The sequence below is a fragment of the Streptomyces sp. NRRL S-31 genome (assembly GCF_000718775.1).
Lineage (GTDB): Bacteria > Actinomycetota > Actinomycetes > Streptomycetales > Streptomycetaceae > Streptomyces.
The window spans coordinates 47,315-62,153 of the sequence record NZ_JOCB01000027.1 but is presented as its reverse complement, the minus strand read 5'-3'; the positions used below and the strand labels follow the sequence as shown (position 1 = coordinate 62,153).

16 protein-coding genes and 1 pseudogene are annotated in these 14,839 nt (G+C 72.1%); 9 read left to right on the top strand and 8 right to left on the bottom strand.

Translation table 11 applies throughout. The features are described 5' to 3' along the window. Positions 1-14: 14 nt before the first annotated feature. On the bottom strand, positions 15-209 hold the full coding sequence (locus tag IF37_RS41975) for a hypothetical protein (protein ID WP_079165717.1): 195 nt from the start codon (positions 207-209) through the stop codon (positions 15-17). A gap of 136 nt (positions 210-345) precedes the next feature. On the opposite strand from IF37_RS41975, the gene IF37_RS0113425 reads away from it, so the two are divergent. After that, positions 346-699: a helix-turn-helix transcriptional regulator gene (locus IF37_RS0113425; protein WP_173456799.1), complete on the top strand. Its 354-nt coding sequence runs from the start codon at positions 346-348 to the stop codon at positions 697-699. Positions 700-734: 35 nt separating this feature from the next. After that, entirely contained in the window at positions 735-1,151 is a 417-nt protein-coding gene (locus IF37_RS0113420) for a VOC family protein (protein WP_030741230.1), read from the top strand. 40 nt (positions 1,152-1,191) lie between these two features. Here IF37_RS0113420 and IF37_RS0113415 read toward each other — a convergent pair whose 3' ends face one another. The 4 genes and pseudogenes from IF37_RS0113415 to IF37_RS0113400 form a co-directional block, all read right to left on the bottom strand. After that, a complete protein-coding gene (locus IF37_RS0113415; protein ID WP_030741228.1) occupies positions 1,192-1,524 on the bottom strand; it encodes a DUF952 domain-containing protein in 333 nt (110 codons plus the stop codon). A gap of 438 nt (positions 1,525-1,962) precedes the next feature. Next, a pseudogene (locus IF37_RS45735) lies at positions 1,963-2,103 on the bottom strand (dihydrofolate reductase); the annotation flags it as partial. 126 nt (positions 2,104-2,229) lie between these two features. After that, entirely contained in the window at positions 2,230-3,372 is a 1,143-nt protein-coding gene (locus tag IF37_RS0113405; RefSeq protein WP_030741223.1) for a family 2 encapsulin nanocompartment cargo protein polyprenyl transferase, read from the bottom strand. 112 nt (positions 3,373-3,484) lie between these two features. Beyond that, positions 3,485-4,891 (bottom strand): family 2B encapsulin nanocompartment shell protein, encoded by a 1,407-nt coding sequence (locus tag IF37_RS0113400; protein WP_030741220.1) that lies wholly within the window; start codon positions 4,889-4,891, stop codon positions 3,485-3,487. A 338-nt stretch (positions 4,892-5,229) separates the two neighbouring features. On the opposite strand from IF37_RS0113400, the gene IF37_RS0113395 reads away from it, so the two are divergent. After that, on the top strand, positions 5,230-5,823 hold the full coding sequence (locus IF37_RS0113395; RefSeq protein ID WP_030741217.1) for an N-acetylmuramoyl-L-alanine amidase: 594 nt from the start codon (positions 5,230-5,232) through the stop codon (positions 5,821-5,823). 148 nt (positions 5,824-5,971) lie between these two features. Further along, a complete protein-coding gene (locus IF37_RS0113390) occupies positions 5,972-6,928 on the top strand; it encodes a 1-aminocyclopropane-1-carboxylate deaminase/D-cysteine desulfhydrase (RefSeq protein WP_052845179.1) in 957 nt (318 codons plus the stop codon). On the opposite strand, the gene IF37_RS0113385 is transcribed toward IF37_RS0113390, so the two are convergent. After that, a complete protein-coding gene (locus IF37_RS0113385; protein ID WP_030741213.1) occupies positions 6,925-8,508 on the bottom strand; it encodes a Na+/H+ antiporter in 1,584 nt (527 codons plus the stop codon). The genes IF37_RS0113390 and IF37_RS0113385 overlap by 4 nt on opposite strands. A gap of 61 nt (positions 8,509-8,569) precedes the next feature. Between IF37_RS0113385 and IF37_RS0113380 the strand changes: the two genes are divergently transcribed. The 3 genes from IF37_RS0113380 to IF37_RS0113370 all read left to right on the top strand — a co-directional run bounded on the left by IF37_RS0113380 (position 8,570) and on the right by IF37_RS0113370 (position 10,709). Beyond that, a complete protein-coding gene (locus IF37_RS0113380; RefSeq protein ID WP_030741209.1) occupies positions 8,570-8,830 on the top strand; it encodes a UBP-type zinc finger domain-containing protein in 261 nt (86 codons plus the stop codon). 296 nt (positions 8,831-9,126) lie between these two features. Next, the gene (locus tag IF37_RS0113375) at positions 9,127-9,543 is read left to right on the top strand and encodes an anti-sigma regulatory factor (RefSeq protein ID WP_030741206.1); all 417 of its coding nucleotides are present in this window, start codon (positions 9,127-9,129) and stop codon (positions 9,541-9,543) included. Positions 9,544-9,707: 164 nt separating this feature from the next. Further along, the gene (locus tag IF37_RS0113370) at positions 9,708-10,709 is read left to right on the top strand and encodes an RNA polymerase sigma factor SigF (protein ID WP_030741203.1); all 1,002 of its coding nucleotides are present in this window, start codon (positions 9,708-9,710) and stop codon (positions 10,707-10,709) included. Between the two features lie 33 nt (positions 10,710-10,742). Here IF37_RS0113370 and IF37_RS0113365 read toward each other — a convergent pair whose 3' ends face one another. Further along, complete coding sequence (locus tag IF37_RS0113365; RefSeq protein WP_030741201.1) at positions 10,743-11,177, bottom strand: hypothetical protein; 435 nt, start codon at positions 11,175-11,177, stop codon at positions 10,743-10,745. 341 nt (positions 11,178-11,518) lie between these two features. Here IF37_RS0113365 and IF37_RS0113360 point away from each other — a divergent pair, with 341 nt between their 5' ends. Next, positions 11,519-12,487: a diacylglycerol kinase family protein gene (locus tag IF37_RS0113360; RefSeq protein ID WP_030741198.1), complete on the top strand. Its 969-nt coding sequence runs from the start codon at positions 11,519-11,521 to the stop codon at positions 12,485-12,487. 321 nt (positions 12,488-12,808) lie between these two features. Beyond that, complete coding sequence (locus IF37_RS0113355) at positions 12,809-13,066, top strand: WhiB family transcriptional regulator (RefSeq protein ID WP_003992873.1); 258 nt, start codon at positions 12,809-12,811, stop codon at positions 13,064-13,066. Positions 13,067-13,279: 213 nt separating this feature from the next. Here the strand turns inward: IF37_RS0113355 and IF37_RS0113350 are convergent, their stop codons facing one another. After that, positions 13,280-14,746 carry a sensor histidine kinase gene (locus IF37_RS0113350; protein ID WP_030741195.1) on the bottom strand — a complete coding sequence of 489 codons (1,467 nt, stop codon included), beginning with the start codon at positions 14,744-14,746 and terminating at the stop codon, positions 13,280-13,282. Between the last annotated feature and the right edge of the window lie 93 nt (positions 14,747-14,839).

Genomic DNA, 14,839 nt, shown 5'->3' with positions numbered 1-14,839 from the left:
ATGCTCCCTGGGGTTCAGGCGGCCGTGCGGACGTTCGCCGGGGGCTTGGTGCGGACGGTGACCTCCTTCTCGACGACCTTGCCGAAGTGCACGCCCTGGGAGCCCGCGCCGGCCCGGACGGCACCGACGAGCCCGCCGAAGAGGGCGTGCGAGGAGCGATGACGACCGCCACGAGGAACGTGATGTGGTCCATCCCCCCAGGCAGGCAAGGGCAGTTCAATGCCCGGACAACTGGAGGAGAACGCCCCGTCGCACTCGGGGGGGACCTGTTGTGTGCTCCTGTGCGAAGCTGGGCGGGTGACCGCCCTGGAGGACCTGAGACGGCTGCGGCGGGTGCGTGACCGCATGGACCGGGAGTACGCCGAGCCGCTCGACATGACCGTGCTGGCCCGGGACGCCCTGATGTCCGTCGGCCACTTCCAGCGCAGCTTCCGCAAGGCGTTCGGCGAGACCCCGTACAGCTATCTGATGACGCGCCGGATCGAGCGGGCGAAGGCGCTGCTGCGGCGGGGCGACCTCACCGTCACCGAGGTGTGCCTCGCGGTCGGCTGCACCTCGCTCGGCTCCTTCAGCTCCCGGTTCACCGAGCTGGTCGGCGAGACACCGAGCGCCTACCGCGCCCGCGACCACGAGGAGAGCACGGTGATCCCGTCCTGTGTGGCCCGCAGACTGACCCGCCCGCGCCGCCGCCCGTACTGAGGCATGGCACGGCCGCCGGATCTAGGGTTGGGTCCATGGACGTGAAACTCGCGCAGTGCTTCATCGCGGTGGACGACCACGACAAGGCCATCGCCTTCTACCGCGATGTGCTCGGCATGGAGATCCGCAACGACGTGGGGTTCGAGGGGATGCGCTGGGTGACCCTGGGCTCCCCGCTCCAGCCGGACGTGGAGATCGTCCTGGAGCCGCCGGACGCGAGCCCGGACGCCTCCCCCGCGGACAAGCAGGCGCTCAACGAACTCCTCGCCAAGGGCCTGTTGCGCGGGGTCATCTTCACCACCGCCGACTGCGACGTGCTGTTCGAGCGGGTACGGGAGTCCGGCGCCGACGTCCTCCAGGAGCCGACGGACCAGCCGTACGGCGTGCGGGACTGCGCCTTCCGCGACCCGGCGGGCAACCAGCTCCGCTTCATCGAACGACCGGCCGGCTGAACTCCCGCCCCGCACACCGCCCTCCGGGCAGCCCCCGCGTTCAGCCCCAGGGCTCCACGTCCACCACGGCCTCGACCGGCAGGGGCCCGTACACGTGCGGGTACTCCTCGCCGCCCGGCTCTACGGACTCGTACCGCACCGGCGCCCCGACCCGGGCCGGGTCCACGACCAGGACGACCAGCTCGTCCGGGCCGTCGTAGCCGCCGTAGAGGAAGGCGGCGACGCGCGGGAGCTGCTCCCGGGTGGAGAAGTGGATGAAGCCCTCCTCCTGGAGGGTGCGGCCCCGGGTGGACAGCTCGTAGGCGCCGCGGGCGCGCGCCGCCTCCCACCGGGAACGCTCGGTGATGTGCAGGATGTACGGCAGTTTCGGCATGCGCCCACGCTACGGCGTGCCCGGCCGCTCGGGGCCACGCAGGACCCCGCTCCTCGCTCCCGGGCTACGGCGGGTACTCCCGTCCGTCGTCCCCCGGCCGGAGGGGAGCCCCCGCGGACGGATCGGGACCGGCGGACGCGTCGGGACCGGCGGACGCCTCGCGGCGGGTGGACCGTCCGGGAGCTGCGTCCGGACCGGGGCCGGTGGACCGACGGGGGGCGGACCGGCGCGGGGCGGCAGACCGCCCCGGGGCGGTGGACCGGGCGGATTCCGCGCCGGCCGCGCAGTCGGGGTTGCGGCACGGGCCGGCTCCCCAGACCGGCACCCAGGCGCCCAGTGTCTTGTGCCGCTTGACGACCGTTTCGACGCTCTGTCCGCAGACGGGACAGACGGGTTGCTCGCTGCCCATGTCCTCAGGGTAGAGCGGCGGCGTCCTCGGCGCTTCCTGTCGTAGGTGCGCACCAGCACGCCGTTGCCGAAGGCGCGCACGGAGCCCAGGGCGAACCCCTTGATGTCCAGGCCGGTGCCGAACACGGGCATGCCCTTGCCGTAGACGATCGGGTGGGTCTTGATGACGAGCGGCGGCCCCGCGCACTGTGGGGGTGCGCGGGGCCGCCTGACCGGAGCCCCCGACGGCCGTGCGGGGTCAGGAGCCGCACGGAGCCGGGGACTCCGGGTTCTTCCCGGCCGCCGGAGCGGCGGCCGTCAGCTGGAGCGCCGGGTGACGAACTCGGCGAGGGCCAGCAGCCCGCCCGCCGCCTCCGGGTCGGGGACCGCGCGGGCCAGTTCCTGCATGGCCCGGGCCATCCGGTCGGCGGCCTCGGCCTGCGCCCAGTCCCGGCCGCCGGCCCGCTCCACCGCCAGCGCCGTACGCGCGATCTCCCCGGCCTCCGCCTCCTGCTGGAGGTACGGCCTGCCGTACAGCGCGGCGAGTTCGGACGCCGCCGGCGCGCCGGAGGTGAGCGCCGCCACCACCGGCAGGGACTTCTTGCGGGCCGCGAGATCCGCGCCGGCCGGCTTCCCGGTGCGCCGCGGGTCCCCCCATATGCCGATGACGTCGTCGATCAGCTGGAAGGCGAGCCCGGCCTGCCGGCCGAAGCCGTCCAGCGCGGCCACCTCCTCCGCGCCGGCCCCCGCGTACAGCCCGCCGAGCGCGCAGGCGCAGCCCAGCAGCGCCCCGGTCTTGGCCTCGGCCATGGCGAGCACCTCGTCCAGCGTCACCGCGTCCGGTGCGCGCTGCTCCAGGTCGGTGTCCGCGTGCTGGCCCTCGCACAGCTCCACGACGCAGGCCGCGAGCCGCGCCGCGGCCGGGACCGAAGCCGGGTGCGGATCCTCGGCGAGCAGCCGCAGGGCCAGCGCCTGGAGGGCGTCTCCGGCGAGGATCGCGTCGGTGTCCCCGAACACGGTCCAGGCCGTCGGCCGGTGCCGGCGGGTGGTGTCCCGGTCCATCACGTCGTCGTGCAACAGCGTGAAGTTGTGGACCAGTTCGACCGCCGCCGCGGCCCGGACCGCCGCCGCCCGGGCCGCCGGACCGCCGAGGGCCGCGGCCGCCGCCAGCACGAGTGCCGGCCGGATCGCCTTGCCCGCGTTGCCCGCCGCCGGTGTGCCGTCGGCGTGCTGCCAGCCGAAGTGGTACAGCCCGATCCGGCGCATGGAGCCGGGCAGCGACTCCACGGCCGCGCGCAGCTCCGGGTCGACAAGGGCCCGGGTGCGCTCCAGCAGTGCCACCGCCTCCTGCCCGTCGAGCGGACCGGCGGTGGCGTCGCCGTTCGTCTCCCGCGCCCCCGCCGTGCCGGAAAGCGGCGCAACGGAAGAGCGCTCGTCGGTCTCCGTCATGAACTCGGCCATGCCTCCCCCTCGCCAGGTCCGCCCGGACCGGCATCACCGGCCCGACCGGACACGTACCCCGAGGGCCTACCCTCCCCGACGGCCGGGGACACGGTCACGACGTGCGGAGACGTCACCGCCACCGGCCGATCTCGACGTTCTCCAGCACACCGAGCGCGTCGGGCACCAGGACGGCGGCCGAGTAGTACGCCGTCACCAGGTACTTGATGATGGCCTGTTCGTTGATGCCCATGAACCGCACGGACAGGCTCGGCTCGATCTCGTCCGGGATGCCGGACTGCCGCAGGCCGATGACGCCCTGCTCGGACTCGCCGGTACGCATGGCGATGACGGACGTCGTACGCGCCTCGGTGATCGGGATCTTGTTGCACGGGTAGATGGGCACTCCGCGCCAGGTCGGGATGCGGTTGCCGGCGATGTCGATGGTCTCCGGGACCAGTCCCCGCTTGTTCAGCTCGCGGCCGATCGCCGCGATCGCGCGCGGGTGGGCCAGGAGCAGCTTGGTGCCCCGGCGGCGGCTGAGCAGCTCGTCCAGGTCGTCCGGGCTCGGCACCCCGTCGTGCGGCTGGATCCGCTGGTCGTACTCACAGTTGCTGAGCAGGCCGAACTCCGGGTTGTTGATCAGCTCGTGCTCCTGGCGCTCCTTCAGCGCCTCGACCGTGAGCCGCAGCTGCTGCTCGGTCTGGTTCATCGGCTGGTTGTAGAGGTCGGCCACGCGCGAGTGGATGCGCAGCACGGTCTGCGCGATGCTCAGTTCGTACTCGCGGGGCCGCGGCTCGTAGTCCACGAAGGTGTGCGGGATGTCGGGCTCGCCGGAGTGGCCGGCCGCCAGCTCGACCGCCTTCTCGCCGTACTTGTTGGTCCGCTGCTCGGGGATCGCGCGCAGCTGCCTCAGGTGTGCGCGCAGCGAGTCGGAGCGCTCGCTGATCTGCTCGAAGTCCTGGCGGTCGAGGACCAGCACCGTGGTCGCGGTGTCCGCGCGGACGGTGTACTCCCAGATCGCCTCCGAATCGAGCAGCGCCTGGTCACCGAAGTAGGCGCCGTCGGCGAGTACCCCGAGGACGGCGTCGTCGCCGTAGGGACCCGTGCCGACCTTCTCCACCCGGCCGTGGGCGAGCAGGTAGACCTCGTTGGTCCGGTTGCCGAAGTCGGCGATCACCTCACCGGGTGCGAAGTCGCGCTGGCGGCAGCGCCGGGCCAGCTCCGTCAGCACCTCCTCGTCCTCGTACGACCGCAGGGCCGGCAACTCGCCCAGTTCCGCCGGGACGACCTCCACCTGGTCCCCGGTCTTCACGAAGGTGATGCGACCGTCGCCGACGGCGTACGTCAGCCGCCGGTTCACCCGGTACGTGCCGCCCTGGAGGTCGACCCAGGGAAGAGTGCGCAGCAGCCAGCGGGAGCTGATCTCCTGCATCTGCGGAACGGACTTGGTGGTGGTGGCCAGGTTCCGCGCTGCCGCCGTCCCGAGGGACTGCTGCGGCTTGCCCTGATCCGTGCGGACCTCTTCGCCTACCGACATAGAGAAATGCCCTCCCGATGTGTGCCCGGTGCCGACCGGTGCCGCATCGCACCGGTCTCGATCACGAGCCTCCCAGCACGGAACGTGTCCGCGCCATTACCCGAAAGAGCGGGAATGGATCATCCGATTACCGGGCACACAGAGGGATCCCATCCGGGCCCTCCCGGCCTGCGGCACGGCCTGTGACACCGGCCTGTGACACCGGCCCGTGGCACCTGTCCGGATCGACTCGCACAGCATGCGAACGATGTGTTCGCAGACGTCCGGTTTCGGTAGAAGCAGGCAGGACACACGGCCGCGACCGGCGGCCGGACGGGTACGGCACGAAGGAGTCGGGCATGGCCCCACCCATGTCGGCGGGCGCGTTCCTGGACGCGCTCCGGGCGGAGGGCGTCACGGTCGTCGAGGTCGGTGACTGGCAGCAGCACAACCGCAACCACAAGGGCCCCTGGGGCCCGGTGCACGGCGTGATGATCCACCACACGGTGACCCGGGGCAGCGCTCCCACGGTGGAGCTGTGCCGCGACGGCCACCCGGGCCTGCCGGGACCGCTGTGCCACGGTGTGATCACCAAGGACGGCACGGTCCACCTGGTCGGCTACGGCCGCGCCAACCACGCCGGGCTCGGCGACGACGAGGTGCTGCGCGCGGTGATCGCGGAGCGGGGGCTGCCGCCGGACAACGAGGCGAACACCGACGGCAACCGGCACTTCTACGGCTTCGAGTGCGAGAACCTCGGCGACGGGGAGGACCCCTGGCCGCGGGAGCAGCTGGAGGCGATCGAGCGGGCCGCAACGGCGCTGTGCCGTCATCACGGCTGGTCGGAGCGGTCGGTCATCGGCCACCTGGAGTGGCAGCCGGGGAAGGTGGACCCTCGGGGCTTCACGATGACGTCGCTCAGGAACCGGGTGCGCACGCGGCTGGCCGCCTGACGCCCCGAACCGCGCCCGGACCGGTCTCTCCCCGCCACCGGGCCGGTCCCACCGCAGCCGGGGCGGTCCCACCGTCCGTAGGCGGGCGGGGCGGTCGCACCGCAGCCGGGGCGGAGGGCTCCGTCGCGTGCCGGGCGACAATGGAGCCGTGACCAGCACCGGCACCGATCCGCTCGCCCCCCGCCTGCCCTCGCCCCTCCACGAGGTGCGGGACCTCCGGTTCGGGCGCCGCGGGCTGCGGCTGCTGCTCAAGCGGGACGACCTGATCCACCCGGAGCTGATCGGCAACAAGTGGCGCAAGCTGGTGCCGAACATCGCGGCGGCCGGCGGCCGGCCCCTGGTCACGTTCGGCGGCGCCTACTCCAATCATCTGCGGGCCACCGCCGCCGCGGGCCGTCTGCTGGGTCTGCCGACCACCGGTGTGGTCCGCGGCCAGGAGCTGGCCGACCGCCCACTCAACCCGTCCCTGGCCCGGTGCGCGGCCGACGGCATGCGGCTGCGCTTCGTCGACAGATCGGCCTACCGCCGCAAGGCCGAGCCGGAGACGCTGGCCCGGATCCTGCGCGCGGCCGGCGCCGAGGACGCGTACGTCGTCCCCGAGGGCGGCAGCAACGCCGAGGCCGTGCGGGGCTGCCGTGACCTCGGCGCGGAGCTGCACGGACGCGCGGACGTGGTCGCGGTCGCCTGCGGCACCGGCGGCACGCTCGCCGGTCTCGCCGCCGGGCTGGCGGCCGGCCAGCGCGCGCTCGGCATACCGGTGCTGAAGGGCGGCTTCCTGGGCGCCGACATACAGGCCCTCCAGGAACGCGCCTTCGGCGCCCGCAGCGGCACCTGGTCCCTGGACGACCGCTTCCACTGCGGCGGTTACGCCCGGACGACACCCGAACTGGACGCCTTCGCACAGGACTTCGAAGAGCGGCACGGACTGCCGGTGGAGCGGCTCTATGTCGCCAAGTTGCTGTACGGACTCGTCACCCTCGCGGAGGAGGGCGCCTTCGCGCGCGGGTCCACGATCGCGGCCGTCGTCACCGGACGGCCGTTCCCGGAACCCCCGGCAGCCCCGGCAGCCGACCCCTCGGCCCCGGCAGCCGCCCCGGAACGCTAGCCGGCCTCCCGGTAGGCCGCCGCCTCCTCCAGGTCCAGGCGTCTGAGCAGGGCGCGCAGCATCTCGTCGTCGATGTAGCGCAGGTCGCGGAGCCTGACGAACACCTCCCGTTCGGCACTGATCATCTCGCGGGACAGCCGGCGGTAGGTGTCGTCCACGGACTCGCCGGTGACCGGGTTGACCTGGCCCAGCCGCTCCCAGACGGCGTTGCGGCGGCGTTCCAGGACGTTGCGCAGCCGGTCCACGAGCGGCGGCGGCAGGGCGTTGCGCTCGTCGGCGAGGAGTTCGTGGAGCCGGGCCTCGGCGGCCCGCGAGGCCTGCGCCTGGGCGTTGGCCTCGGCGAGCGTCTCGGCCTGCCGGTCACGGCCGGGGAACCTCAGCAGCCGGATCAGAGGGGGCAGCGTGACGCCCTGGACGACGAGCGTGGCGATGACGGTGGTGAAGGTCAGGAAGAGGATCAGGTTGCGGGGGCCGTCGGCCATCGTCGACGGGATGGAGAAGGCGATGGCCAGGGAGACGACCCCGCGCATGCCGGCCCAGGAGGTGACCATGGCGCCCCGCCAGGTGGGGTTCTTCTCGCGCTCCCTGATGCGCGCCGACAGCAGCCGGGGCAGGAAGGTGGCCGGGTATACCCAGACGAACCGGGCCACCACGACGACCAGGAAGACGGCGACCGCGTACCAGACGGCGGCGGTGCCCTCGTACTCGCCGAGCCGCTTGAGGACGATCGGCAGCTGGAGGCCGATCAGGGCGAACACGGCGGACTCCAGGACGAAGGCGACCATCTTCCACACCGCCTCCTCCTGGAGCCGGGTGGCGAAGTCGACCTCCCACGCGCGGTGGCCCAGATAGAGGGCGACGACCACGACGGCGAGCACCCCGGAGGCGTGTGCCTGCTCGGCGACCCCGTAGGCGACGAACGGGATCAGCAGCGAGAGCGTGTTCTGCAGGAGGGGCTCGGTCAGGTGCGTGCGCAGCCAGTGCAGGGGCGCCATCAGGACGAGACCGATGCCGACACCGCCGACCGCGGCGAGCGCGAACTCGCCGATCCCGCCTCCCCAGGTGGCCCCCTCGCCGACGGCGGCGCCGAGCGCCACCTTGTAGGCGGTGATCGCCGTGGCGTCGTTCAGCAGCGACTCGCCCTGGAGGACGGTGGTGATCCGGGCGGGCAGGCCGACCCGGCGCGCGACCGCCGTGGCGGCCACCGCGTCCGGCGGTGCCACCACCGCGCCCAGCACCAGCGCGGCGGTCAGCGGCAGCCCGGGCACGATCAGGTAGGCGGCCCAGCCGACGGCGAGGGTCGCGAAGAGCACGTAGCCCACCGAGAGCAGCGCGACCGGCCGCAGCTGCGCCCGCAGGTCGAGGTAGGAGCTGTCGCTCGCCGAGGTGTACAGCAGCGGTGGCAGCAGCAGCGGCAGGACGATGTGCGGGTCGAGGGTGTACGACGGCACGCCGGGGATGTAGGAGACCGCCAGGCCGACGGCGACCAGCAGCAGCGGCGCCGGCGCCGGGGTACGCCGCGCCGCCGCGGCCACCGCCGCACTGCCCGCCACCAGCAACAGCAGCGGCATCACATCCATGGTCTTCGCCCACCCTCGTCATTCGCGCGGCCACCCGCACACCCGTCGTAACCTGGCAATCATGAAACAGTGCACGCACGCCGACGCGCTGCCGCACCCCGAACCGGAGCCACTGGACAAGACCTGTCCGGAGTGCCTGCGGGACGGCACGCACCCTGTCCAGCTGCGGCTGTGCCTCACCTGCGGCCATGTCGGCTGCTGCGACTCCTCGCCGGGACGGCACGCGACGGAGCACCACGCGCGGTCCGGTCACCCCGTGATGCGGACCTTCGAACCGGGCGAGGACTGGCGGTGGTGCTTCGTCGATCACGTGCTCGTCTGAGCGGGGAGTCTTGCCTTAGGGCGTTCTCGTGTGACACTGCTTGCGGCGGCTGCCGCACGACGATTCGGGCGTCTGACGTCTGGGTACGTCAACCCGGCGCGCGCTCTTCCCATTTGGGCCCGCAAACCCCCTAGACACGGAGCGTATCCACAGCTTTACTGTGAGTGACGCCAGGGGGTTGGGGTCCCGGGACAGGAACGTTCGGAGCGCGATAGCGTCACCGCTTGAACCACGTACGCGTTACCCCGGGGGGCGACCCTCGGCCCCCTAAAGCTTGTACCACCATGGAGGTGAGGGTGTCCCAGATCGCAGGCGAGCCCACGGCGAACCAGGACTTCGTGGAAGTCAGGCTGCCGGCTGCGGGTGCCTACCTGTCGGTGCTGCGGACGGCCACGGCCGGTCTTGCGGCCCGCTTGGACTTCACCCTGGACGAGATCGAGGACCTGCGCATCGCCGTGGACGAGGCCTGCGCGATCCTGCTCCAGCAGGCGGTGCCCGGCTCGGTGCTCAGTTGTGTCTTCCGCCTCGTCGACGACTCGCTGGAAGTCACCGTGTCGGCGCCGACGACGGACGGCCATGCGCCGTCACGGGACACCTTCGCCTGGACCGTGCTGTCGGCCCTCGCGGGCAAGGTCTCGTCCGCCGTGGACGAGGACAAGACGGTGTCGATCAGCCTCTACAAACAGCGCGGCGCCGGCCCCGGGCCGGCGTGAGGAACGGGGACGGGCCGGTGCGGGACGAAGAGCGCGGCACACGGGAGCTGCCGACCGGGGACGGGAACCCTCCCTGGCCGGGCGGGTCCCCCCGGTCGGGCACGGCCGGGACCGGGGCAGGCGTCGAGACCACCGGGGCAGGTCCCCGGGACGGCTCCCGGCGCATGGCGGACGGCATCGACGGCATCCCCGAGCAGGCCAGACCGCACCCGGAGGACGACTCCGCGCGGGTCGACGGTGACGACGCCGGACAGGGCACGCCACCGGAGACGCGCGACGGCGCCGGATCCGCCGTCCGCACGGGGGCGAGGGCTCGGGGAAGGGCTACGGGCGGGACGATGAGCGAGCACGAGCGGTACGCCGAGGACGGCGCGCTGGACCCGGAGGCCGTGCGGGGGGTGCAGCACGACGCCCAGGACCGCAGCGGGGCCCGGGCGATGTTCGTCGAGCTGCGCGCGCTGAGCGCGGGCAGCCCGGAGTACGCGGAGCTGCGCAACCAGCTCGTCCGTATGCACCTGCCGCTCGTGGAGCACCTCGCGCGCCGGTTCCGCAACCGCGGCGAGCCGCTGGACGACCTCACCCAGGTCGCCACGATCGGCCTGATCAAGTCCGTCGACCGGTTCGACCCCGAGCGCGGCGTGGAGTTCTCCACGTACGCCACCCCGACCGTCGTCGGCGAGATCAAGCGGCACTTCCGGGACAAGGGCTGGGCGGTGCGGGTGCCGCGCCGGCTCCAGGAGCTGCGGCTCGCGCTGACGACGGCGACGGCCGAGCTGTCCCAGCTGCACGGCCGGTCCCCGACCGTGCACGAGCTGGCCGAGAAGCTGGCCATCTCCGAGGAGGAGGTCCTGGAGGGCCTGGAGTCCGCGAACGCGTACTCCACGCTGTCGCTGGACGTCCCCGACACGGACGACGAGTCGCCGGCGGTCGCCGACACCCTGGGCGCCGAGGACGAGGCGCTGGAGGGCGTGGAGTACCGCGAGTCCCTCAAGCCGCTGCTGGAGGACCTGCCGCCGCGGGAGAAGCGGATCCTGCTGCTGCGCTTCTTCGGCAACATGACCCAGTCGCAGATCGCGCAGGAGGTCGGCATCTCGCAGATGCACGTCTCCCGGCTGCTGGCCCGCACCCTGGCCCAGCTGCGGGAGAAGCTCCTCGTGGAGGAGTGAGCGCCGGCTCGGTGAGCCGTGTCCCGCGCCGGGCTACTCGGCCCGGCCCGGCCCCTTGATCCCGAGGGCCCGGGTCGTCTCGCCGTTGACGAGGAATACCAGCGCCGACCCGGCGACCACCGCGATGACGATGCCGACGGGGATGGCCACGCCGTCGGACCGGAGCAGGTTGTAGGCCACCGGAAGCGCCATGAGCTGGGTGATCACCCCGGGGCCCCGGCTCCAGCCGCGCCGCAGCATCAGCCCGCGCGCGGCGAGCAGCGGCAGCAGGGCGAGGACGGCCAGCGTGATCCCGAGGGTCACGGCCTGCTGCCGGCCGTCCGGGTCGCCGGTGAGTCCGAGGACGAACACCCACAGGCCGCCGACCACCAGGGCGACACCCTCCAGCGCGGCCAGCACGGCGGCGTAGGTCAGCCGACGGGGCCGGGGTCCGGTGGTGTCCTGGACGGGGTTCTGCTCACTGCTCACACCGGAAGGGTAGCGGGGCGAGCGCCTCGGGAGGGCGCGGGGCCGCGTCCCCCGTGCGCCGCCGCCGGCCTGAGCGCGCCGCCTCCGGCGTGAGCGCGATGCCGCCGGGCACGGCCGCGCGCGGGCGCGGACGTCCCCCGCCCGCGCGGAGCGGCGCGGACGCTCTGCGTTCCGCGCGGGCGGGGCACGGCCGCCCTCCGTCCACGCGGGACGGGGCGTTCCCCGGCGGGCGGACGCGGCGCGAGTCCCCGCGCGTACGTGTCCATACTCACGCCTCCGCCTCTTACCGGATCCCTACCTCGGTCTGGGCCGGGTACCCCCCAGTAGGTACGCTGCCATGCATGCGTGCACTTCTCGTGGTCAACCCGGCGGCAACCACCACAAGCGCACGCAGGCGTGACGTCCTGATCCACGCCCTGGCGAGCGAGATGAAGCTGGAGGCGGTCACCACCGAGTACCGCGGCCATGCGCGCGACCTCGGCCGGCAGGCGGCGGAGAGCGACGACATCGACCTGGTGGTGGCGCTCGGCGGCGACGGCACGGTCAACGAGGTCGTCAACGGCCTGCTGCACGCCGGTCCGGACCCGGACCGGCTCCCCGGTCTTGCGGTCGTCCCCGGTGGCTCCACGAACGTCTTCGCCCGGGCCCTCGGGCTGCCCAACGATCCAGTCGAGGCCACCGGCGCGCTGCTGGACGCGCTGCGCGAGGGCACCGAGCGGATCGTCGGCCTCGGACTGACGTCGGGCCCGCCGGGCACCGAGGACGAGGCGGTGCCGGCCCGCTGGTTCACCTTCAACGCCGGGCTCGGTTTCGACGCGGGCGTGGTGGGCCGGGTCGAGCAGCAGCGCGAGCGCGGCAAGAAGTCGACGCACGCGCTCTACGTCCGTCAGGTCGTCCGGCAGTTCCTGGGCGAGCCGAACCGCCGGCACGGCACGATCTCCTTGGAGCGGCCCGGCGCTGATCCGATCGAGGATCTTGTCGTCGCCATAGTCTCGAACACGTCGCCATGGACGTATCTCGGTAATCGACCGATGTACACGTCACCTAAAGCCTCGTTCGATACCGGCATCGACGTGCTGGGTCTCAGCCGTCTGTCCACGGCCGCGGTTGCCCGGTATGGCACCCAGTTGCTCACTTCGTCCCCCGAGCGCGGCCCCCAGGGCAGGCACGCGGTCTCCCTGCACGACCTGGACCAGTTCACCTTGCATTCGAAGGCGCCTCTGCCTCTTCAGATGGACGGAGACCATCTGGGGCTGCGTACCAGCGTGACGTTCACAGGCGTACGCCGCGCACTGCGTGTGATTGTGTGAGCGGAACGGGCTAAAGTCCTTTCACTCGAACGTTTAGGCCAGGATCCACCCCATGGAAGTACGGCTGTGACCCAGTCGACACCGAGGAATCAAAAAAAACTTTCCGGAAGGGGTTGTATCCGCCGCTGAGGTTTGCGAGTCTCTACGTGGCGATCGGGACGGCCCGCAAGACCGGCCTCCACTGATCACCGGAACCCCTCTTCAAAACCAAGGACCACGCCGAGGAAGACTCGGCGGTCGGCCCTTCACTTGTTGAGGGATTCGTGAAAGCGTTCACATTCACAAGCAACTTGCACGTAATACCAAGGAGAGGTAGCAGCCATGGACTGGCGTCACAACGCCGTTTGCCGCGAGGAAGACCCCGAGCTCTTCTTCCCCATCGGCAACACCGGTCCTGCGCTGCTGCAGATCGAGGAAGCCAAGGCCGTCTGCCGTCGCTGCCCGGTGATCGAGCAGTGTCTGCAGTGGGCGCTTGAGTCCGGTCAGGACTCCGGCGTCTGGGGTGGTCTCAGCGAGGATGAGCGCCGTGCCATGAAGCGCCGCGCCGCCCGCAACCGGGCTCGTCAGGCCTCCGCCTGACATACCCACCCCTGCTGACAGCCTGAGCTTGGCGGCGCGCACAGCACGTACGCATCTCCCGCCCCCGAGCCGCAGCGCGCAGTTCCCCCGATGCGCTTAGCGATACAAGCAGAGCAGCAACGAGCATCAGCCTCGGACCGACCACGGTCCGGGGCTTTTTGCTGTGCCCGCTCCGCGCCGCGCCGCACGACCCGGCGCCACGGACCTGTCAGCTCACTTCTGCGTCCGCACCGGGATGTCGAGGATCACCCGGGTCCCCCGCTCCGACGCCGGCACCATGTCGAACGAGCCACCCAATTCGCCCTCCACCAGCGTCCGTACGATCTGGAGGCCGAGGTTGCCCGAGCGGTGCGGGTCGAAGCCCTCGGGCAGGCCGACGCCGTCGTCCTGGACGGTGACCAGCAGCCGGGCCTCCTTGGTGGTGCCCCCGCGCACCGCGGAGACCTCGACCGTGCCGGTGTCACCCTCGCGGAAGCCGTGCTCCAGGGCGTTCTGGAGGACCTCGGTGAGGACCATGGACAGCGGCGTGGCGACCTCGGCGTCGAGTATCCCGAACCGTCCGGTGCGCCGGCCGGTCACCTTGCCCGGCGAGATCTCGGCGACCATGGCCAGCACGCGGTCGGCGATGTCGTCGAACTCCACTCGCTCGTCCAGGTTCTGAGACAGCGTCTCATGCACGATGGCGATCGAGCCGACCCGGCGGACGGCCTCCTCCAGCGCCTCCCGGCCGCGCTCGGACTCGATGCGCCGGGCCTGGAGCCTGAGCAGGGCGGCGACCGTCTGGAGGTTGTTCTTCACCCGGTGGTGGATCTCCCGGATGGTGGCGTCCTTGGTGATCAATTCGCGTTCGCGGCGACGCAGTTCGGTGACGTCCCGGAGCAGCACCAGCGAACCGATGCGCGTCCCCTTGGGTTTGAGGGGGATGGCCCGGAACTGGATGACGCCGTCGTTCGCCTCGATCTCGAACTCGCGCGGCGCCCAGCCGCTGGCCACCTTGGCCAGGGCCTCGTCCACCGGGCCCCGGGTCGGGGCGAGTTCGGCGGTGGTGTGCCCGAGGTGGTGGCCGACCAGGTCGGCCGCGAGGCCGAGCCGGTGGTAGGCGGACAGGGCGTTCGGCGAGGCGTACTGGACGGTGCCGTCCGCGTCCAGCCGGATCAGACCGTCGCCGACCCGCGGGGAGGCGTCCATGTCGACCTGCTGACCGGGGAACGGGAAGGAGCCGGCCGCGATCATCTGCGCGAGGTCGGAGGCGCTCTGGAGGTAGGTCAGCTCCAGGCGGCTCGGGGTGCGGACGGTGAGCAGGTTGGTGTTCCGGGCGATCACACCGAGGACGCGGCCCTCCCGCCGTACGGGGATGGACTCGACCCGTACGGGAACCTCTTCGCGCCACTCCGGATCGCCCTCGCGCACGATCCGGCCCTCGTCCAGCGCCGCGTCCAGCATGGGCCGCCGGCCGCGCGGCACCAGGTGGCCGACCATGTCGTCCTGATAGGAGGTGGGGCCGGTGTTGGGGCGCATCTGGGCGACCGAGACGTACCGGGTGCCGTCCCGGGTGGGAACCCACAGCACCAGGTCGGCGAAGGAGAGGTCGGAGAGCAGCTGCCACTCCGAGACCAGCAGGTGGAGCCACTCGAGGTCGGAGTCGTCGAGGGCGGTGTGCTGGCGTACGAGTTCGTTCATGGAGGGCACGTCTGCGAGCGTACCCGGGGCCTTGGGATGGCCGGAAAAACACCCGCGGGCCGCGGCGCCTGGAAGGGACCCTCAACCCTGCCG

Coding starts and splice junctions, on each gene's coding strand:
- IF37_RS0113420 (WP_030741230.1), top strand. CDS start 735: ATGGACGTGAAACTCGCGCAGTGCTTCATCGCGGTGGACGACCACGAC.
- IF37_RS0113405 (WP_030741223.1), bottom strand. CDS start 3,372: ATGGCCGAGTTCATGACGGAGACCGACGAGCGCTCTTCCGTTGCGCCG.
- IF37_RS0113350 (WP_030741195.1), bottom strand. CDS start 14,746: ATGAACGAACTCGTACGCCAGCACACCGCCCTCGACGACTCCGACCTC.
- IF37_RS0113400 (WP_030741220.1), bottom strand. CDS start 4,891: ATGTCGGTAGGCGAAGAGGTCCGCACGGATCAGGGCAAGCCGCAGCAG.
- IF37_RS0113380 (WP_030741209.1), top strand. CDS start 8,570: ATGAAACAGTGCACGCACGCCGACGCGCTGCCGCACCCCGAACCGGAG.
- IF37_RS0113425 (WP_173456799.1), top strand. CDS start 346: ATGGACCGGGAGTACGCCGAGCCGCTCGACATGACCGTGCTGGCCCGG.
- IF37_RS0113415 (WP_030741228.1), bottom strand. CDS start 1,524: ATGCCGAAACTGCCGTACATCCTGCACATCACCGAGCGTTCCCGGTGG.
- IF37_RS0113355 (WP_003992873.1), top strand. CDS start 12,809: ATGGACTGGCGTCACAACGCCGTTTGCCGCGAGGAAGACCCCGAGCTC.
- IF37_RS0113360 (WP_030741198.1), top strand. CDS start 11,519: ATGCGTGCACTTCTCGTGGTCAACCCGGCGGCAACCACCACAAGCGCA.
- IF37_RS0113395 (WP_030741217.1), top strand. CDS start 5,230: ATGGCCCCACCCATGTCGGCGGGCGCGTTCCTGGACGCGCTCCGGGCG.
- IF37_RS0113385 (WP_030741213.1), bottom strand. CDS start 8,508: ATGGATGTGATGCCGCTGCTGTTGCTGGTGGCGGGCAGTGCGGCGGTG.
- IF37_RS0113370 (WP_030741203.1), top strand. CDS start 9,708: ATGGCGGACGGCATCGACGGCATCCCCGAGCAGGCCAGACCGCACCCG.